The organism is Cruoricaptor ignavus, from assembly GCF_900141665.1.
GTDB lineage: Bacteria > Bacteroidota > Bacteroidia > Flavobacteriales > Weeksellaceae > Cruoricaptor > Cruoricaptor ignavus.
This window is the reverse complement of the sequence record NZ_FQYI01000001.1, coordinates 45,081-64,082: the sequence shown is the minus strand read 5'-3', so window position 1 is coordinate 64,082 and position 19,002 is coordinate 45,081. Positions and strand designations below refer to the sequence as shown.

At 47.0% G+C, this 19,002-nt stretch carries 16 protein-coding genes, 1 tRNA gene and 1 riboswitch; of the genes, 9 read left to right on the top strand and 8 right to left on the bottom strand.

What is annotated here, in order from left to right; all coding sequences use genetic code 11:
* Together BUB43_RS00310 and BUB43_RS00305 are read left to right on the top strand one after the other, a co-directional pair.
* Positions 1-1,260: a right-handed parallel beta-helix repeat-containing protein gene (locus tag BUB43_RS00310; RefSeq protein ID WP_073177232.1), complete on the top strand. Its 1,260-nt coding sequence runs from the start codon at positions 1-3 to the stop codon at positions 1,258-1,260.
* A 7-nt stretch (positions 1,261-1,267) separates the two neighbouring features.
* A complete protein-coding gene (locus BUB43_RS00305) occupies positions 1,268-2,320 on the top strand; it encodes a phytase (RefSeq protein ID WP_073177230.1) in 1,053 nt (350 codons plus the stop codon).
* 30 nt (positions 2,321-2,350) lie between these two features.
* On the opposite strand, the gene BUB43_RS00300 is transcribed toward BUB43_RS00305, so the two are convergent.
* On the bottom strand, positions 2,351-2,878 hold the full coding sequence (locus BUB43_RS00300) for a hypothetical protein (RefSeq protein WP_073177228.1): 528 nt from the start codon (positions 2,876-2,878) through the stop codon (positions 2,351-2,353).
* 33 nt (positions 2,879-2,911) lie between these two features.
* A riboswitch (SAM-I-IV-variant riboswitch) is annotated at positions 2,912-3,007 on the bottom strand.
* Between the two features lie 43 nt (positions 3,008-3,050).
* The gene (locus tag BUB43_RS00295; RefSeq protein ID WP_073177227.1) at positions 3,051-3,707 is read right to left on the bottom strand and encodes a TrmH family RNA methyltransferase; all 657 of its coding nucleotides are present in this window, start codon (positions 3,705-3,707) and stop codon (positions 3,051-3,053) included.
* A 30-nt stretch (positions 3,708-3,737) separates the two neighbouring features.
* On the opposite strand from BUB43_RS00295, the gene BUB43_RS00290 reads away from it, so the two are divergent.
* The 3 genes from BUB43_RS00290 (at position 3,738) to BUB43_RS00280 (ending at position 6,637) form a co-directional block, all read left to right on the top strand.
* On the top strand, positions 3,738-4,754 hold the full coding sequence (locus tag BUB43_RS00290; RefSeq protein WP_073177226.1) for an asparaginase: 1,017 nt from the start codon (positions 3,738-3,740) through the stop codon (positions 4,752-4,754).
* Between the two features lie 45 nt (positions 4,755-4,799).
* Positions 4,800-4,886: transfer RNA gene (locus BUB43_RS00285), tRNA-Ser, on the top strand.
* A gap of 98 nt (positions 4,887-4,984) precedes the next feature.
* The gene (locus BUB43_RS00280) at positions 4,985-6,637 is read left to right on the top strand and encodes a peptide-N-glycosidase F-related protein (protein ID WP_083541098.1); all 1,653 of its coding nucleotides are present in this window, start codon (positions 4,985-4,987) and stop codon (positions 6,635-6,637) included.
* A gap of 63 nt (positions 6,638-6,700) precedes the next feature.
* Here the strand turns inward: BUB43_RS00280 and BUB43_RS00275 are convergent, their stop codons facing one another.
* A complete protein-coding gene (locus BUB43_RS00275; protein ID WP_073177218.1) occupies positions 6,701-7,402 on the bottom strand; it encodes an RsmE family RNA methyltransferase in 702 nt (233 codons plus the stop codon).
* A gap of 6 nt (positions 7,403-7,408) precedes the next feature.
* Positions 7,409-8,440, bottom strand: a complete 1,032-nt coding sequence (gene tsaD / locus BUB43_RS00270) for a tRNA (adenosine(37)-N6)-threonylcarbamoyltransferase complex transferase subunit TsaD (protein WP_073177216.1) — start codon at positions 8,438-8,440, stop codon at positions 7,409-7,411.
* A 5-nt stretch (positions 8,441-8,445) separates the two neighbouring features.
* Between tsaD and BUB43_RS00265 the strand changes: the two genes are divergently transcribed.
* From BUB43_RS00265 to BUB43_RS00255, 3 genes are all read left to right on the top strand, one after another.
* Positions 8,446-13,185 (top strand): translocation/assembly module TamB domain-containing protein, encoded by a 4,740-nt coding sequence (locus tag BUB43_RS00265; RefSeq protein ID WP_073177213.1) that lies wholly within the window; start codon positions 8,446-8,448, stop codon positions 13,183-13,185.
* Between the two features lie 94 nt (positions 13,186-13,279).
* The gene (locus tag BUB43_RS00260) at positions 13,280-13,750 is read left to right on the top strand and encodes an Lrp/AsnC family transcriptional regulator (protein ID WP_073177210.1); all 471 of its coding nucleotides are present in this window, start codon (positions 13,280-13,282) and stop codon (positions 13,748-13,750) included.
* Between the two features lie 65 nt (positions 13,751-13,815).
* Positions 13,816-14,193, top strand: coding sequence for a hypothetical protein (locus BUB43_RS00255; protein WP_073177207.1), 378 nt, complete (start codon positions 13,816-13,818; stop codon positions 14,191-14,193).
* Positions 14,194-14,250: 57 nt separating this feature from the next.
* On the opposite strand, the gene BUB43_RS00250 is transcribed toward BUB43_RS00255, so the two are convergent.
* The 3 genes from BUB43_RS00250 to BUB43_RS00240 all read right to left on the bottom strand — a co-directional run bounded on the left by BUB43_RS00250 (position 14,251) and on the right by BUB43_RS00240 (position 17,642).
* Positions 14,251-15,195 (bottom strand): transketolase family protein, encoded by a 945-nt coding sequence (locus BUB43_RS00250; RefSeq protein ID WP_073177204.1) that lies wholly within the window; start codon positions 15,193-15,195, stop codon positions 14,251-14,253.
* A gap of 24 nt (positions 15,196-15,219) precedes the next feature.
* Positions 15,220-16,071 (bottom strand): transketolase, encoded by an 852-nt coding sequence (locus BUB43_RS00245; protein ID WP_073177201.1) that lies wholly within the window; start codon positions 16,069-16,071, stop codon positions 15,220-15,222.
* A gap of 131 nt (positions 16,072-16,202) precedes the next feature.
* Positions 16,203-17,642, bottom strand: coding sequence for a sodium:solute symporter (locus tag BUB43_RS00240; RefSeq protein WP_073177199.1), 1,440 nt, complete (start codon positions 17,640-17,642; stop codon positions 16,203-16,205).
* Positions 17,643-17,689: 47 nt separating this feature from the next.
* On the opposite strand from BUB43_RS00240, the gene BUB43_RS00235 reads away from it, so the two are divergent.
* Positions 17,690-18,451, top strand: coding sequence for an exodeoxyribonuclease III (locus tag BUB43_RS00235; protein WP_073177196.1), 762 nt, complete (start codon positions 17,690-17,692; stop codon positions 18,449-18,451).
* Positions 18,452-18,576: 125 nt separating this feature from the next.
* Here BUB43_RS00235 and BUB43_RS00230 read toward each other — a convergent pair whose 3' ends face one another.
* Complete coding sequence (locus tag BUB43_RS00230) at positions 18,577-18,945, bottom strand: septal ring lytic transglycosylase RlpA family protein (protein WP_073177193.1); 369 nt, start codon at positions 18,943-18,945, stop codon at positions 18,577-18,579.
* Positions 18,946-19,002 lie beyond the last annotated feature (57 nt).

Sequence of the window (19,002 nt, the reverse complement as noted above, 5' to 3'; positions counted from 1 at the left end):
ATGAAAATTCTAAGATATACGCTTCTAGCTGCCAGCCTTGGTTTTATGTCCTGCGAGGATGCAAACCATGATGTGGATCTGTCTGAAATCAATTCCAGCTCTGCCGGCGTTTCCGGAGAGGTTTCTGGAACCTGGACGAGAAACAGCGTCGTAAAAGTATCCGGAGATATTGTGATCCCTGCCGGGAAGCGCCTCGTGATAGAGGAGGGCTGCACGGTGGAGATGGATGCCGAGGCGAAGCCGGAATTCATTGTGCTGGGGAATCTCTATGTAAAAGGCACTGAGGAAAACCCGGTGAGGATTACCACCGTGAAAGAGCTCCGCACCCCCGATTCCTGGGGGAAGAACTGGGGCGGAATCTTATGCGGGCAGTCTGCGGAGGAAGTTCTTTTAGAGCACGCAATCATCGAATATGGCGGCGCATCCACTACGCAGTCTTCGCTTTCTGTAAAACTTGGGCTCTACAAAGCTGCAGCCGGAAAGGATCTTCCGGCGATATGGTTTTCAAACAGCAATGGGAAGCTTGTGTTGAAGAACTCAATTATCAAAAACTTCTTTGTTCATTCTAGTTACTTCGATGGCGGGCAGCTCATCATTACGGGAAATAAATTCTACACCACCGGGAAAAGCGGCGGCGAGGGTGTATATATCAACTCGGGCACGCTTGCGGATGTAAGCTATAACCTGTTTTATTCCAACAATACCAACGCGATGAAGCTTTCCAACGCGGGCGACAGATCTCCCCAGGCGCATGTAGTAGCTTACAACAATACGATACTGAATACCGGCTGGCGGAAACCGAGCATAAAAGGCGGCTCTATATGGCTGGAGCAGACGGTGCATGCAGAAATCTACAACACACTTTTCGTGAATACGCGTTTCGGAGTAAAGGAGGATACCAAAAAGCCTAAGGATGCGCGCTCCACCATAGCGAACAATCTATACTATGGCCATAATGCAGAAGCGGTAAAAGGCTTTACGCCGAACGGGAAAGATCAGGTGGGGGGAGTAAACGATATCCTCGATACCAAGACACCTGGCGCCAACGACCCGAAATTTGTAAACTATCCACTGAATACCGATATGTATAATGCTGTATTTAATCCGGAGTGGGATTTCCGGCTGATGCCGGGCTCGCCGGCCATCGGTAAGGGCAAAACGAACATCACCAAAAACTTCCCGAAAGGTCTGGTGATGGATGGAATAACCTATGAATCCCCCGCGCCATCAGCGACGATAGGTGCGTATGGAGTGAAATAATTTTATTATGAAAAAATTTGTAAGAGCAGCAGTTTTTTCTGCAATCATTATTTCTTGCAAAACTACGCAGCAGAGCGCGGCTATTTCGGAAGAGGTGATACAGCCTGCCGTCATTACCCAGCCAGTAAAGCACGATACGGACGACCCCGCCATTTGGATTAATAAAAAAGACCCGTCCAAAAGCTTGATTGTAGGCACAGATAAGGATAAGGACGGTGCGCTCTTCGTTTTCGATCTGGAGGGGAGGATTATTCCCGAGCTTACCGTTTCCGGACTACAGCGGCCAAATAATGTAGACATCGCCTACGGCTTGAAAATCAATGGTAGACCGACAGACATCGCGGTAACTACCGAGCGGCTCACACACAAACTGCGCATTTTCTCTCTTCCGGATATGAAGGCGGTGGACGGCGGCGGTATACCTGTTTTCGAAGGCGAGGCTGGCGAAGGCTTCCGCGATCTTATGGGCATCGCATTATACACCGCCCCCGACGGGAAAATTTACGCCATTGTAGGGAGGAAGACGGGTCCTGCGGAGGGATACCTTTGGCAATACCTCCTGGAGGATGATGGCAGAGGCGTAGTAAAAGCCGATTTGGTTCGGAAATTTGGAAAATACAGCGGCAAAAAGGAGATAGAGTCCATCGCGGTAGATAATGAAAACGGCTTCATCTATTACTCCGACGAGCAGGTGGGCGTGAGAAAATACCACGCCGATCCTGCTAAAGGCAACGAGGAACTTAACCTGTTTGCTCAGACTGGTTTCGCATCCGATCACGAAGGCATATCGATCTACAAGACCGGGCCCAAAACTGGCTACATCCTGGTCTCCAATCAGGGAGCCAATAAATTCCATATCTTCCGAAGGGAAGGCAACAGGCAGGAACTGCTGAAAGTAGTAAAAGTGGCAGCGCAGGAGAGCGACGGCTCCGATATGGTTAGCATTCCGCTGAATGATAAATTCCGCCACGGTATGTTTGTGGTGATGAGTACCGACCGCACCTTCCACTACTATCGCTGGGAAGACATCGCGGGGAAAGATTTGAAAATCAACAAATAAAAGAGGCTGCAGTAATGCAGCTTTTTTTGCTTAAGCGCTCTTTGCGGAATAGCTGCTCAGCGCAGTGGCACGCCTGTACTCCTCCGGGCCGCGCAGGCACTGGGCATACAGTCGGTACCAGCTTGCGTTTGCCCTCGCGCCGTAAGATTTCAAGTCGAAATTTCCTTCGGAAAGGAAATATTTCACATAATCAAAATTCGGGCGGTGCCTCCGCAGCGCGCGCTTCCTCAGCGGACAGAAATTTTGTGTAAATAATGCCTCCGCGCCAGCACTTCGAAATACATTAAAATAGTTGAAATGTTTCTCCACTGCCTGAATGAGTTTCTCGTCCGAAGGTGAGCCAGCTCCGTGATCTTTTGCCTCAAATTTTGTCTCAAAAGCAGCACCTCGGAAGATGTTCAGAAACTCGCCGACAAAAATATTCCCGCTCTGCCGGAATTCCACCCAGACCAGCTCATCATTAATCTCAAAACTTAATTGGAAACTTTGCGGAGCAATCTTAGAATCTAAATCTTGCCTGCCGGAAATTGCCGCCGCTGCCGTGATAAAATCATTCATTGAAAAAAAATTTTATCAGGAAAAACGCAAGGCAAACTTCTTATATTTTGGCAAAGCCCTCATACTGTACCACCGTGGATTCTGGTCTCTCGGTTGGTGTCCGCCATTGCGGATCTCCTGATGATTATTTGGCAAATTTAGAAAACTTTTTTTAATCTACGAAAATTTTCTCTCAACTTTCTAAAAACTGTCTGTAAATTTCCTCACCGCTGCGGATGGAATTAATAGCCCAACGGATTTTTAGAGGGAGCTGCATTTCATGGCAGAGTTTATGGTCAATACCGTTCTGGATCAGTTTCTGTTTAAGATCGTAGCAGCAGATTGCCGCTGCCACCGAGACATTGAAACTTTGGGTAAAACCATACATCGGTATGGCGAGCGTTTCGTCGCAAAGTTCAATGAATTCCCCTGAAACGCCCTGCCACTCGGTGCCGAATATCAGGGCAGCCGGTTGGGCGATTTTAAATTCTGGCAGCGGGACGGCATCGTCCTCCGGTGATACCGCGATGAGTCTGTACCCGCGCCTTTTAATTTTTTCCAGTGAAGTGATGCTGTGCGGGAGCCGCTCGATTTCCACCCAGGTATCGGCGCCTTTGGTCACTTCCAGATTCGGCTTGAAGATATTTTTTTTCTCCATCGCCACCACTTTGTGGAAACCGCAGGCTTCGGCGCTACGCACAATCGCCGCGGCATTCCGGAACTGGTAAACATCCTCCAGCACGGGCAAAACAAAATCTGAGCTTTCTGATGCGAAAAACTCTATTTTGGCAAGCCGCTCGGCGGTAAGGAACTGTTTTAAATATTCATAAATTTCCTGCTGGGATTTCATTCTGCAAAAATATTTCAGTATTTTTAAAAAATGAAAAGAAAAGTTCTGCTGATCTACACAGGCGGCACCATCGGGATGGAGAAAGACTACGAAACGGGGAGCCTCCGCCCGTTTGATTTCGGGAAAATTTTCCAAAAACTTCCCGAGCTGGGTTTAATAGAAAGTGAAATTGCCGTCCATTCTTTTAAAAATCCGGTGGATTCTAGCGATATGGGGCCTGCGGAATGGAAGGAAATTGCAGAAATAATTCAAAAACATTATCAGGAGACGGATGGCTTCGTGATTCTCCACGGCACGGATACTATGGCATACACTGCTTCCGCGCTGAGTTTTATGCTGAAAAATCTTCGCAAACCGGTAATTTTAACGGGCTCGCAATTGCCGATTGGCGATTTAAGAACAGATGCGAAAGAAAATCTGCTGACGAGCATTTACTACGCATCTCTTTACGATAACGAAGACGCTGTAATTCAGGAAGTTGCACTTTATTTTGAATACAAGCTGTTGCGCGGTAACCGCTCGCTGAAATATTCTGCCGAATATTTTGATGCCTACCAAAGCCCGAACTGGCCGGCGCTCGGGCAGAGCGGCGTACACCTGAATGTTGTGAAAGAGGCGCTGTACCGAGGGCAGCAGGGGAAGGCGTTTTCGGTAGATGCGCATCTTGCCGAAGGGGTGGTTTTCTGGCGCATTTTTCCAGGGATGGACTTGGAAATTTTACTTTCGCTGCCTCAGCTTCGCGTGTTGATACTGCAGGTTTACGGCTCCGGAACGGTACCGAATGACGGAAAAACCGCGGAGACTTTGCGGAAACTTCGGATGAAAAATATTGATGTGGTGGTGATCAGCCAATGTGTTTCCGGGAAAATTTCGTTCGGCAAGTATGAAAACAGCAATGTTTTTACGAAATTAGGTGCCATCAGCGGTGGAGATCTCACTGCGGAAGCGGCTATTACCAAAGCTATGCACATTCTCGATAATCCTCAGTACACTGGCAGTTTTGCAGAAAATTTTGCAAAAAACCTCTGCGGCGAAATCTCGGAATAAAACTTTGCCAGCTTAGAAAAAAATTCCTATTTTTGCAAACCACAAAGAAAGGTGCTCGAGTGGTTGAAGAGGCTACCCTGGAAAGGTAGTATACGGGTAACCGTATCGAGGGTTCGAATCCCTTCCTTTCTGCTGATCCTGGGAATTCCAGGATTTTTTTATTTCTGATTAGTTTTTTTCTTGCATTTTTCGCAGTAATCCTTTAAGTTTGTTGCCTTATTAGGAACAATATGAAGTTAAAATTATCTGCTGCAATAGTTGTGATACATGTCGCAACAAACTTAGCGCCCGCACAAACCGTGAAGATTTTCGAAGATGTGCCTTTCTACAGTATGTACCACTATCTTGGCGAAGGGCAGCAGCTGCCGCCCGAAGCATTTTCGCAAATTCCGGCAGGTGCCATCCGCATTCACGGCTATGAGAGGGACATTATTTCCCGAAAACTTTCCTCGGAAGAAATCGCCCAGTTTGGCAACGGTCTGAAAATGAATGTGAAAATAAAGGCAGCCTGCGATAATTATGACAGGATTGCCGGTGTGAATTTGGCGCTGGTTCCGAAAGGTCTCAGCACTTACACTTGGGAAAATCAGCAGGTGCAGCGCATAGAAATCGGCAGGTTCATCACGCCGTTTATGAACAAAAACAAGATGCCGAACGAAGTGCCGTACAGCTTTCAGGTGGATAATGTGTCGCAGATTTTGCACGATGCAAAGCTTGCAGCGGTTTACGATTTCTGGATTGAATTTCGTGCTGATGGCTATTCTGAAGCGGCGAATTCTCAGGTGGCAGGCTGCGCTGGAAGAACGGATGTTTTCCGTGGAGATTTGGAATTTGTATCGTCTCAGCCGTTTCAATCGGTAGGGCAAAATGCTCTGCTGCCGCTTCAGTACAGGAAATATCTGAACAATTACAACGCTACGGATGTAGAAGGGCAAACCACGAGAATTGTGAATTTCACGCTTCAGGAGCCGATGAATGATGCGAGGCTTCACCTGATAATTTCCAACCACGGTGCAAACAGCGGCGGCGAAGAATACAACCGCAGGAAGCACTTCGTTTATGTGGACAATCAGCTGGTGATGGAGTTTACGCCCGGCGGAAAAAGCTGCGAAGATTTTAGGGTTTATAATACGCAGGGCAACGGAATTTACAGCTCTTCGCCGCGAACTTTGAGACGATGGGTGAGCTGGAGCAACTGGTGTCCCGGCGATTTGATTCCGAACCGCGAAATTTACCTAGGCAATCTTTCCGCTGGAAATCACACGGTGAAAATAGATGTACCGGATGCTAAGTTTGTAGGAAAGCAGGGCTATTTCCCGATTTCCATGTATCTTCAGAATGCACCTTCCAACGCTGAAAAATGCGCGCAACCCTACGACCTGAAAATCACCGAGCAAAGCGGTACGAAGGTAACTTTGGAATGGAAGGATGAGCCGGCGACAATGCAGTGGCAAACGCTTTGGGGCAGGTACAACACCTACGCAGGCCTGATGGATGAAAAACTGCAGGAGGTAAGCGGAGAGCCGAAAGACACAAGGGCAGACCTGATGGATGGCTACCGCTACGAAGCCTTTGTGCAGGCGAAATGCAGCAACGGGCTAAGCAGCGGCTTTACTTCCGCCGTTTACACCACGGTAATTATGGGTACCGATGAAATCTCGCAGGGCAAGGTTTCCATCTACCCTAATCCTGTGAAGGATGTAGTAAAAGTGGAGAGCACTGAGAAAATAGAGAAGGTGGCACTTTTCAGTTTGGATGGTAAAAAATTAGCTGAGAAAAACTCTAATATTCTGAATATCAGTAATTTACCGAAAGGAATTTACTTGCTAAAAGCAGATTTCACCAATGGAAAATCTTCAACAAAAAAGGTGGTGAAGGAGTAGGAAATTGATAAATGATGATTGATAGTTGTGAAGTTGTTTTAACAGCGTTCTGCCTACTATCGCTTATTTTTCACCAATTAAATTCTCATAATTCCAAGCGGCGATGAAAATGCCGGCGGTTTCTGTGCGAAGGCGCTGCTTGCCAAGGCTTACAGCTTTGATGCCGTGAGATTTTAGCAGGGAAATTTCCTTTTCGGAAAAATCGCCTTCAGGGCCGATGAGAAATGTAAGGCGTTGATAATGAGGGATTTCCAGTAAATCAAGTCGTTCCAAATTTTCGTGGCAGTGGCATACGAAGGAGTTTTCCGGTGGGAGATTTTGCACGAAATCTGAAAGTTTTACAAGCCCGTTGATTTTTGGAAAATGAAATAGCAGGCTTTGCTTGGATGCTGCAATGCATTGTTTTTCAATGCGTTCCAAATTCAGATTTTTCCGTTCGGATTTTTCTGTGAGAAGGAAGGTGATTTCCGAAATGCCTAATTCTGTGGCTTTTTCCACGAAAAATTCGGTACGGTCGATGCTTTTGGTTGGCGCAATGGCGATGTGTAGCTTCGGCGAAAAATTCGGAAGATTTTGGAAGATTTCAGGGTTTTGAAGCGTTGCTTTTTTCCCTTCGAAAATTAAACTGCCTTTTGCCAAATTGCCCTGCCCATCGGTGATGTGAATTTCTTCGCCAGCCTTCATTCTCAAAACTTTTGAGATGTGGTGCTGCTCATCACTATTGATTTCGATTTCCGGAAAAATGCTTCCGACAAATAATTTCATCAGTAATTAATTTTCAAAATCTTTAGCAAAATCATAGCGTGCTGTGGCTGAAACTTCCAAATCCGCAAAATCTCTTCGGGCAAATTTCAACTGGGCAACCATAGCAATCATCGCAGCATTATCGGTGGTGTATTCAAATTTCGGGATGTAAATTTCCCACCCCAATTTTTGCTGATTCTCCTTCATCGCAGTTCTCAGTTCGGAATTTGCAGAAACTCCGCCTGCTATTGCTACTTCATTGATATTCAAATCTTTAGCAGCTTTTTCTAGCTTTTCCATCAAAATTTCCACAATCGCTTTTTGAACCGATGCACAAAGGTTGTTCAGGTTTTCGGCGATGAAATTTGGATTATCCTTCAGCTGTTTCTGAATGAAATAAAGCACCGAAGTTTTTATGCCGGAAAAAGAATAATCGTAGCCGTCCAACTTTGGCTTCCCAAACTGAAACTCCGGCGTTCCCGATTTTGCAAGCCGGTCGATAATTGGGCCAGCAGGATAATCTAGCCCGAAAATTTTCCCGATTTTATCGAAAGCTTCGCCAGCTGCATCGTCCGTCGTTCTGCCAATAATTTGCATTTCGAAAAAATCTTTCACCAAAACAATCATCGTATGTCCGCCGGAAACCGTAAGGCAAAGGAACGGGAACTTCAGCGGCTCAGGATTGGCATCGGCAATGAAGTGCGCCAGAATGTGCGCCTGAAGATGATTGACCTCGATGAGCGGAACGGAAAGACTCATCGCCAAACTTTTCGCGAAGGAAGTGCCCACAAGCAGCGAACCGAGCAAACCGGGACCACGCGTAAAACCAATTGCCGAGATGTCTTTTTTTCCTATATTTGCTTGCCTTAGCGCTTGCTGTACCACAGGCACTATGTTTTGCTGGTGGGCTCTGGAAGCAAGTTCCGGCACCACGCCGCCATAATCGTTGTGGATGGCCTGCGTTGCTGCTACATTGGAAAGAATTTCGCTGCCGCGAATTACCGCTGCAGAAGTATCATCGCAGGAAGATTCGATAGCAAGAATGATAGGCTGGCTCATAATTTATGGCAAATTTAGATAATAACAGAAAGCGCCGCAAATTGCTGCAGAGAGAGGTAGGCAGGACAGTTCGAAGGGGCGCCGGGAAGCTCCAGCGGGGTGCGGAAGATGCCCGCCAACTGGCGTCGGACGCGGTGAACCACCCGATAGAGACTGCTCAGGAATTTGCTGGACAAGCAGCCAAGGATGTTACCAATTATAAATGGTGGGCCAAGCTTTTGTTAATTTTGTTCTGGAGTGGGCTGACACTCATTACGCTGATATTAATCGCTGTAAATCTGGATGTTACAAAAAGATGGGCGGCACAGCAGGCCCTGCAAATTCTGAATCAGGATTTCAAGGCGGAGATGAGAACGGGCGTGGTGACGGTGGATTATTTCGGCGATGTGAAAATTGAAGATCTGCGCATCAAGGACTACCGGGGTCTGGAGTTCATCAAGGCTAAGGAGTTCCGCGCGAGATCCAACTGGATTGCTCTGGCGGCAAACGCACTCAGCAAAAATAAAAACAACAGCCTCAGCTTCGACGCCCTCCAGCTGCGGGATGCCGACATCCGCGTGATCACTTACAAGGGTGATAGCATATCGAATTTTATCAGATATATCAATCTGTTTGACAGCGGGAAAGAGCGCGACCCGGATAAGCCGCCCTTCCAGCTGAATTCCAGAGTGGAGCTCCTCAGCTCCAGGCTCTCCATCGTTAATGAAAACAGTGAAGAAGATGAGGGACGCTGGCTGGATGCGAAAAATGTAAACCTGATAGTGCCGAAACTGAGGGTGAACGGACCTGATGTAAAGGCACAGGTTAATAACTTCAGTTTCACTACGCGGCGCTGGGGCAAGGCCCACACCGTGGATACCTTTTCGGGCGATCTGGAGCTTACTAAAAGGCACCTTAGCCTAAAGAATCTCACATTTTATACCGATCATTCTCTGCTGCAGGGAGATTTAGAATTTATCCTTGACCCGAAAACCGGCTGGCAGGATTTTGCCGACAAAGTTCGCTGGAATCTGAAGTTGCAACCCGGCAGTTTCGCCAGCGGGTACGACATCAGCTACTTTGCGACTAACTGGGATAACTACGGTGATTTCAGAATTTCTGGGAAGATGACCGGCCCGCTGAATGATTTCTATCTGGAGAATTTCGTGGTCGGGGGTGGGGGCGTAAGCATCGCGACGAGAACGGCAAGGCTTAAAAGTTTACTGCACAAAAATGAAGATTTTCGGATCGAGAGCCGTACTCTCAGTTTCGACCTTACTTACCAAGGCCTGAAAGCTTTGATGCCCACATTCGTCGCGGAGAAGATGGGAAATTTTGCGGACGGCTTCGGCAGAATGCGCTATGCCGGGCAGGCGCGGGTGACGCCAAAGCAGGTCTTCATCCCGAGCGGCAACCTGATTGCAGAAATCGGGCAGGCCTCGGTGAGAAATTTTTACCTCGAGAAATTCGATACAGATACTCCGGTTTACCGTGGGTCGGCAGATTTTACCAACCTGAATGCTGCCGCCATTACTCACAATAAAACCGTGGGGCTCATCACCGGAAAAGTAATCCTCGAGGGGCAAAGCTTTGATGTTAACAATATGATTATCAATGCGAAAGCAGAAATAGAACGCATCGAAATTCTCGAGAAAGTTCTGAAGAATGTATCCCTTGATGGGCTTCTGGACAAAAAAACTTACCGAGGTATTATTTCATCCAAAGATGCTAATGCAAGGGCGGACATCCGGGGTTTTTTTGATTTCAGTACAAGACGGTTTTCCGCTGATTTTCAGGGGGATATTGATTATTTAAACTTTGCCTACTTCTCCGAATCTCCGCAGAGGCAAATCCTGAAAGGATTGATAAATGCAAAGCTTTCAATGACGGATCTATCTGATTTACAGATGGATGCAGAGCTTGCGGATGTAGATTCGTATGCGGGCGGACAGCATTTCCAAATCACAAGCGGCAGCCTAAAGACCTGGCTAGAAGGCGGCTCGCGTATCGCACAGGCGCACCTGCCAGGCATCGCTGAGGGAGAGATTCGCGGAAATTTTAGCCTAGAAGATTTGCCACGAATGGTAGAGAGCGGGCTCTCGAAAATACTCGCCGGTTCCGGCAACCAGAGGATTTATCGAGGGCAGGATTTTAGTTTGAATTTTATTGTAAACCAAGGGTTGATGAATTATTTCCTCCCTGAACTTCGCTTACCAGAGGGAGCGATGATTGCAGGCCGCTACCTTGGGAACAGTAATAATTTGCAACTAGATATCTCTGCAAGAAGCCTCAATTATCAGCTGAAAAATGAGGCGGATGCTACGGACGAAATTTCGGCGGATAATGAACTTGCTGTGAAGGATCTTAATCTGAAAATAGATACAGGGGCGCCTCAGAAACAGTTTTTGCTTTCCGCCTCCCGTGCGGATTTTGGAAATAATATCTTCCGGGATATTGCGCTTTCCGGAGATAAAAGTAGCGAGGAGATGCTTGCCGTAGATGCCCGTTTTCTGCACGGAACCACGGCGGAGGACGCTCAGGACAAACTTCAGCAGTATGCGCTAAGCCTTACCCAAACCACCGATGCGGCGGGAGATTATGTATTCCGGTTTAATGATACCGGCATTAAATTCCGCGGTGTGCAGTGGCAGATTGGCGACGGCGAGGGAAGCCACTCTATAGTTTTCAGAAAGAAACAGGGCGATTTTCTCGTACAAAATCTCAGACTTTTTTCGGATGACAGCGAACTTTTAATTCGGAATGCGAAATTTAAATCAGCAGAGGATTTAAGCCTTGATGCGGCGGCGAAAAACTTTCAAATTGCAAAGATATTTGAGATGCAGGGTGCAGATCAAAGCATTGACTTTCAAGGGGTTGCCAACGGAGAGATTAAACTAGATGTAAAAGGTAAGGTTCTGCAGCCGAAGCTGAACCTCACGGTGGATGATATCCTGATGAGCGGCAGCGATATGGGAAGGCTGGTGCTGAGTGCAAAAGAAAGCGGAGTGGCAAATATTTTCGACATCGATGCCAGGATAGTTTCATCCGAAATATTCGGTGCTGATAATCTGAAAGTTACCGGAACCGTGGATGCCAACTTTGCATCTCCAAAGCTGGATGTTTCAGCCAAAATGAACGATTTCCAGCTGGCATTTGCGCAGGAATTTCTGAAAGGAGTTTTCAGTAATATCCGTGGATATGCCAATGGCGAACTGAAAATCGGCGGAAACTTCAAGGATCTGGATTACAGCGGAGATATCGCACTTTCCGGATTTGGGATGAAGCTGGATTTTACCGGCGCTGATTATTCCTTTGAGGATACAGTGATCAATTTATCCCGTGGCTTGGCAATTTTGAACAACATCCAGGTTTCCGACGGAAGGCCAAATTCCTCGGGCAATATATCCGGTACCATCCAGTTTGAGACGCTGTCGAATATGGGGGTGAACCTCATTATGCGTGCCGATAATCTCATATTGCTAAATACTACGGAGAAAGATTCTGACCTGTTTTGGGGCAGGGTGTACGGGCAGGGAGACCTCTTCGTCTCCGGGCCGCTCTCTTCTCTGGACATCAGTACGCCGAATATGAAGGCTCTGAACAACAGCGTTTTTACATTCAACAGCGATTCTACTTCCAATGTGGAGGAATTTAAAATGCTGAGATTTCTAAAAGCAGATGAAACAGGGAGAATAATCGCAGAACAGAAAAAACCTGCCGGCCCGGGCATCAATATCGATTTTACGCTGGCAGTGGACAAGGGAACTACCGTGAATGTCCTTGTGGGTGAGGATGTAGGCGATATTTCCGTGCGCGGTACTGCGGAAAAACTGAGATTCCGGCTATTCCGAAGCGGCGAAATTCTTATGAATGGCGATTACCTTGTGGATAACGGAACTTTCGTAAGCCGAGCGGTGCTGGAGCGCACCTTCCAGATCGTGCGGGGCAGCAGCATCCGCTGGGATGGGGATGTGATGGAGCCCCAGCTTGCCATCAATGCCAACTATATGCGCACCGTGACCAACGCGGGGCCATATCTCAATGTCGGCTCGCTTCCGCCGATCGATGTGGTGCTGGGGGTTAATATTACCGGCACGCTGAACAGCCCGGAGGTAAATCTGGATGTGACGGCTCCGGACTTGTCCTCCCAGCTGAAAGAAACGCTTGCAACCAAGATGAGCAATGAGGATGAGAAGCTCATCCAGTTCGGCTCCGTGCTGGTGCTGAACAGTTTCAACCTTTCCGGGACTGCCGGGCTGGATTTCGATGTTTCCAACCAGCTGGAATCTTCCGGCTACAACCTCCTCTTCAAGCAGCTGGGCTCTGTACTGAATACCATCAGCAATGAATTTCAGATTGATATGAACTACCTGAAGGGGGACGATATGACCAACACGGGAGACCGCGCCAATGCCACAGTGACCTTCTCCCTCTCCCCCCGTGTGAGCATCCGCACCGGCCTTGGCGTCCCGGTAACCAAGACGGAGGATGCCAACAACAGCTACCTCTCTGGCGAGGGCATCGTAGAGTATGACTGGAGTAAGGCAAACGACGGCACCCGGCTACTGCGCGTATACTCAAAACCTTCTAATATCGGGCTGGTTGCCGGTACCGCAACGGGCAGCCCATCTGCCAACCAGACTTATGGCGTAGGGGTAGTGTATAGCAAAAGTTTCAATACAATATTCCGGCGCCGGAATAGAACCAGAAAACCTGCTGACAGCATCCGAACCGACAGCACTGGTTCATCAAGAAATGTGAACTGAATGTTAAATTTTATCGGAAATTTATACTCTGGCTATTATTAGCACAAAATTTGTAATTTTGTAAAAATTATTTCGGAAAATTTAAAAATACACTATGAAATTTCAACTGGACGAAATCGACAAACAAATCCTGGATTACCTCGTGAATAACACCCGGATGCCGTTCACGGAAATTGCCAAGCAAATGGATGTTTCAGCAGGAACAATCCATGTACGCGTGAAAAAGATGGAAGACGCAGGCATAATACTCGGCTCCTCGCTTACATTGGATTATTCCAAACTGGATTTTAATTTTACTGCTTACGTTGGAGTTTTTTTGACAAAATCTAACCGTACACAGGAGGTTCTTGAAGAAATTTCAAAAATTCCGAATGTTATTGAGATGAGCGTTCTCTCTGGCAAGTATAATATTTTCTGCAAGATCCGGGCAAAAAATACTGAGGACGCAAAACGCGTGATCTATATGATCGATGACATCGAAGATGTGATGCGCACCGAAAGTATGATATCAATGGAAGAGTATCTATGCGACCGCAATAAATTGATACAAGCAATAGAACTGTAAATTTTCTTATAATATTTTGTAAACTTTTGAGGACCTCGGTTTTCAAAAGTTTTTTATTTTTGAATATGGACGACAATTATTTTGGGAATGTTCCCGAAAAGCCTACGCTGCCTTACTACATCGGCATCGCAGTACTTTTGGTGGCGGCGTTTCTCAGCGTGAATACAGACCTGGCGCTGTTCAGCGAAAGGAAGGATGTGGAAATTCAGGACTGGTATTTCTGGCTGATTTTCTCCATCGACCTGGCGATTTTTGCCTGCGTAATTTTGATGCTGTTTCAAAGGAAAATCGGCGTAATTGCAATGCCCGTGCTTGTCGTGCTGCACTTTATGTTGCACCGCTTTTACCTTTCAACCTTCTTGTACTTCGATGTGCAGCTGCTTTTCGTGTATTTTGCCTTGGGATTGTTTATGGTAATTCCACGGTGGAAATTTTTCCGTTAAGATTTTTTGAATAAAAAAGCGTTGGGTAAAAATTTTCCAACGCTTTTTATTTTAATCCTAATTTTTCACCAATCTCTTCACCGCTTCAGTTACCGCAACGGAATCAATTCCATATTTCCTCATCAGTTCGGCCGGTGTTGCAGATTCTCCGAAAGTATCGTTTACCGCAACAAATTCCTGCCTTGTCGGTCTTTTTCTTGCGAGCATTCCAGCAACGGATTCACCTAGACCACCGAGGAAGTTATGCTCTTCCGCCGTTACGATGCAGTTGGTTTTTTCAACGGATTTCAAAATGATTTCTTCGTCTAACGGCTTGATTGTGTGGATGTTAATCACTTCGCAGGAAATGCCATCCTTCGCCAATTCTTCCGCCGCAACCAGAGATTCCCACACCAAATGCCCTGTGGCTACGATCGTCACATCCGTTCCTTCCTGCAGAAGAATGCCTTTTCCGATTTCAAACGGCATATCTTCCGGGATGAAAACCGGAACGGCAGGCCTTCCAAAGCGAAGATAAACAGGCCCATCAAAATCTGCGATGGCAAGCGTTGCAGCCTTGGTTTGGTTGAAATCACAAGGATTAATGACCGTCATTCCGGGCAGCATTTTCATCATCCCGATATCTTCCAAAACCTGATGCGTAGCGCCGTCTTCACCCAATGTCAAACCTGCGTGAGAAGCGCAAATCTTCACATTTTTCCCGGAATAAGCAATGCTCTGCCGAATTTGATCGTAAACCCGTGAAGTCGAGAAATTTGCAAAAGTTCCGGTGAACGGAATTTTGCCATTTATCGCCAGGCCAGCAGCAATCCCCATCATATTGGCTTCTGCAATGCCCACCTGAAAAAATCTTTCGGGCGCCTTTTCGATGAAGCCTTCCATTTTCAGCGAGCCAATCAAATCGGCGCAAAGTGCCACAACATTCGGATTTTCAGCAAGTTGCGCCAATCCTGCGCCAAATCCGCTTCTTGTATCTTTTTTGTCTGTGTAAGTGTATTTCATTGCCTGATGAAAGTTTCATCTAAATTAATAATCGCCCGGTGCTTCCAGGTATAGCTGCTTGATGCCGAGCGCAAGTTGCTCGTCGTTTGGCGCCTTGCCGTGCCAGGAATGCGTTCCCATCATATAATCCACACCGCTGCCCATCTCAGTATGAAGGATGATGACCACCGGTTTTCCCTGCCTGGTTTTAGATTTTGCAAAATTCAGAATAGCAATCACGGCTTCCAGATCGTTGCCATTTTTTTCTTCCAGAACTTCCCAGCCAAAAGCGGAAAGCTTGGCGTGCAAATCGCCGAGAGACATCACATCATCCACATCCCCGTCGATTTGGCGGTTGTTATAATCGATGGTAGAAATCAAGTTGTCCACCTTGTGATGCGCGGCGAACATCAGCGCTTCCCAGATCTGGCCTTCCTGTAATTCGCCGTCACCGTGAAGTGAGAACACGAGGTTTTCATCGCCATCCAGCTTTTTGCCCAATGCTGCACCGATGGCCACGGAAAGTCCCTGGCCGAGCGAGCCGGATGCTACGCGAACTCCCGGCAAACCTTCGTGCGTTGTGGGGTGGCCCTGCAATCTTGAATCGAGTTTTCGGAAGGTGGCGAGTTCCGGAATCGGGAAGAAGCCGAAGCGTGCCAAAGTTGAGTAAAAAACCGGGGAAATGTGGCCGTTGGAAAGGAAGAACAGGTCTTCGTTTTTGCCTTCCATTGTGAAAGGAAGTTTGTAATCCATAATGACGCCGTAGAGTGCCACGAAAAATTCCGTGCAGCCTAGTGAACCGCCAGGATGTCCGGAATTTACGGCGTGCACCATTCTCAAAATATCTCTACGAATCTGTATCGCCTTGATTTTCAGCTCATCAAGATTGTAATCCATACCAAAATCTTAGTCTGCGAATTTAGGGAAAAAAGAGCGATTGAGCAAAGTGAGAAGTCAAAGCGTATGAATTATTAACTGTTAGATTTTTTATCCTTCGACAAGCTCAGAATGACAAACCTTAACCTTAACTATCTCTTCTCTCTAATCATCCACAATCCGAGGAAAGTCAGTAAGCCATTGATTATCAGTAGTTCCAGCCCGATTTGGAAATCGCCGAAAAGCTGGGCCTGGTATTTATCAATGATGAAGGAAATGAGCGGTGCCAGTATGCAGACGAACGGAACGAGGCGGTCTTTCACGCGGTATTTCGTGAAAATTCCGAAGGCGAAAAGCCCAAGCAATGGTCCGTATGTGAAGCCTGCCAGTTTGAGAATCAGGCCAATCATCGATTTATCATCAATAATCTTGAAAATCACCACCATTACCAAAAACGCCAGCGCTACGATGAGGTGCACATTCTTGCGGAATTTTTCCTTGCGCTGCGGCGTCCACGGTTTTGATTTTATCCCAAAAACATCGATGCAGAGGGAGGATGTGAGCGCCGTGATGGCACCATCTGCACTTGGGAAAAGCGCTGAAATGAGCGCAATGATGAAGATGATGGAAATGAACGGCGGCATGTGATTGATGGCGATATCGGGAAAAAGTTGGTCGCCGCTTGATTGCACTCCTTCCTTGATGCCGTATAGGTGCAGCAAGCCGCCGAGGAAAAGGAATAGGGAAATAACGCCAAGCATTATAAAACCAAGGCTCACCATATTTTTCTGCGAGTCTTTCAGCTTCGTTACGGAGAGGGATTTCTGCATCATTTCTTGATCAATTCCCGTCATTGTAATGGTGATGAATGCGCCGGCAAGTATTTGCTTGATGAAAAATTTGCTGCTGTTCACATCGCCCACGAAAACTTCCGTGAAGCCGTATTTATCCATTTCATAAAGGCTTTCCGGGAAGTTCAGGTTCAAATCCTGCATTATGTACACGGAGCAAATCACCAGCCCAAGCAGCATACAGGTGGTTTGCAGCGTATCCGTCCACACAATTGTTTTCACGCCACCTTCATAGGTGTATAGGATGATCATCGCCAGAATGACAATGGTGGTCACAATGAATGGCACGCCCAAATTCTGCAAAATGCTGACCTGCAATATATTAACCACCAAGTACAATCTTGCCGTAGCACCCACCAACCTTGAAACGATGAAAATCCACGCACCGGTTTTGTACGAAATTTCGCCCATCCTCTGCTGAAGATAGCCATAGATGGAAGTAAGTTTCAGGCGGTAATACAGCGGCAGCAAGATATACGCAATCGTAAGATACCCAATGAGATAGCCGATGGTAATCTGCAGGTAATGAAACTTATCCGCACCTACAGCACCGGGCACCGAAACGAAGGTGACGCCGGAAAGCGATGTGCCAATCATCCCGAACGCTACGAGCATCCAGTTCGATTTTCTGTTACCAATGAAGAAGCTTTCGTTATCGCTGTTTTTTCCGGTACGAAGCGCCACGAAAAGCAGCAAACCAAAGTAGGCCAGAACGATGATGAGCAGTAAGGTAGGTGACATAATTTTTTAGATATTTCGCAAAGATATTAAAAGCCTAAATTTGGCGCGTGAAAATCATCAGCTACAATGTAAACGGAATTCGCGCAGCTTTCACCAAGGATTTTCTCGGCTGGCTGCAGGCAGCATCGCCGGACATCATCTGCATCCAGGAAAGCAAGGCGGGCAATGACCAGATTGATATCGCGAGTTTCGAGAAACTGGGCTACCACAGCTACTGGCATAGCGCCGTTCGCAAAGGCTACAGCGGTGTGGGCATAGCATCGAAGGTGCAGCCGCTGAATGTGGAATTGGGCTGCGGCATCGAAGATTACGACAGCGAGGGCAGAATCATCCGTGCAGATTTCCCGAATTTTTCCGTGATTTCCGTTTATGTGCCTTCGGCTTCAAATATCGAAAGGCTTGGCTTCAAGATGCGGTTCTGCGAAGATTTGCTGGTTTATGTTAAAAATCTGAAGAAGCAAATTCCCAACCTGATAATCTCTGGCGATTTCAACATTTGTCATCAGCCGATTGATATTCACGATCCGGTTCGCTTGAAAAATGTTTCCGGTTTTCTGCCGATGGAAAGGGAATGGCTGGGCCGGTTTTTGGATGAGGGTGATTTTGTGGATAGCTTCCGCCTGCTGAACGATAGACCGCACCAATATTCTTGGTGGAGCTACCGTGCATTAGCAAGGGAGCGCAACAAAGGCTGGCGGCTGGATTATCACTTGGTTTCGCGCAGCATAGCGCACCGCATTTCCCGCGCGCTCATTTTGCCGGAAGTTCGGCATTCAGATCATTGCCCTGTGCTGGTGGAGCTGAAATAAAAAAGACCGCGGTTTCCCACAGCCTCTTTTTTTTAGTTTAAAATCAAGATTTGAAATTATCCTTCGGCAAGCTCAGGATGACACTTTTTACTTTTTCTTGGCTTTTGCTTCTTGTGTCTCAAGTCTTAAATCACTTCATACTCCACCTTCATAATCCCGGATTTCAGGTTCCCAATTTCCGAGAAAGCCTTTTGGGAAAGATCCAGCTGCCTACCCTTGATGAATGGCCCACGGTCGGTAATTGTTACCACAACGCTCTTGCCGTTTTTCGGGTTGGTTACGCGTACCTTCGTTCCGAAAGGCAGCGTTTTGTGCGCAGCCGTAAGCTCATAGTTGCTGAATTTCTTTCCGCTTGCAGTCGGTTTGCCGTGGTGGCTGTTGCCGTAGTAAGAAGCTATGGTCGTCTGTTTTTCGTTATCGGCATAGTTTTGGAATGAAGATAGCGTAAGCGTGGAAAGCACCATCATTACCGTCAGCAAAAATCTTTTAATCATTTTCAATTTTTTTTGTTGATTAACGGCGCAAAATTATACCCACTTCCATTGTTGCAA

Bases quoted from the DNA above. Each gene is read 5' to 3' on its own strand.
- BUB43_RS00265 (WP_073177213.1), top strand. From the start codon at position 8,446: ATGGCAAATTTAGATAATAACAGAAAGCGCCGCAAATTGCTGCAGAGA.
- BUB43_RS00250 (WP_073177204.1), bottom strand. From the start codon at position 15,195: ATGAAATACACTTACACAGACAAAAAAGATACAAGAAGCGGATTTGGC.
- BUB43_RS00255 (WP_073177207.1), top strand. From the start codon at position 13,816: ATGGACGACAATTATTTTGGGAATGTTCCCGAAAAGCCTACGCTGCCT.
- BUB43_RS00310 (WP_073177232.1), top strand. From the start codon at position 1: ATGAAAATTCTAAGATATACGCTTCTAGCTGCCAGCCTTGGTTTTATG.
- BUB43_RS00280 (WP_083541098.1), top strand. From the start codon at position 4,985: ATGAAGTTAAAATTATCTGCTGCAATAGTTGTGATACATGTCGCAACA.
- BUB43_RS00290 (WP_073177226.1), top strand. From the start codon at position 3,738: ATGAAAAGAAAAGTTCTGCTGATCTACACAGGCGGCACCATCGGGATG.
- BUB43_RS00230 (WP_073177193.1), bottom strand. From the start codon at position 18,945: ATGATTAAAAGATTTTTGCTGACGGTAATGATGGTGCTTTCCACGCTT.
- BUB43_RS00295 (WP_073177227.1), bottom strand. From the start codon at position 3,707: ATGAAATCCCAGCAGGAAATTTATGAATATTTAAAACAGTTCCTTACC.
- BUB43_RS00300 (WP_073177228.1), bottom strand. From the start codon at position 2,878: ATGAATGATTTTATCACGGCAGCGGCGGCAATTTCCGGCAGGCAAGAT.
- BUB43_RS00305 (WP_073177230.1), top strand. From the start codon at position 1,268: ATGAAAAAATTTGTAAGAGCAGCAGTTTTTTCTGCAATCATTATTTCT.
- BUB43_RS00240 (WP_073177199.1), bottom strand. From the start codon at position 17,642: ATGTCACCTACCTTACTGCTCATCATCGTTCTGGCCTACTTTGGTTTG.
- BUB43_RS00260 (WP_073177210.1), top strand. From the start codon at position 13,280: ATGAAATTTCAACTGGACGAAATCGACAAACAAATCCTGGATTACCTC.
- BUB43_RS00245 (WP_073177201.1), bottom strand. From the start codon at position 16,071: ATGGATTACAATCTTGATGAGCTGAAAATCAAGGCGATACAGATTCGT.
- BUB43_RS00275 (WP_073177218.1), bottom strand. From the start codon at position 7,402: ATGAAATTATTTGTCGGAAGCATTTTTCCGGAAATCGAAATCAATAGT.
- tsaD (WP_073177216.1), bottom strand. From the start codon at position 8,440: ATGAGCCAGCCTATCATTCTTGCTATCGAATCTTCCTGCGATGATACT.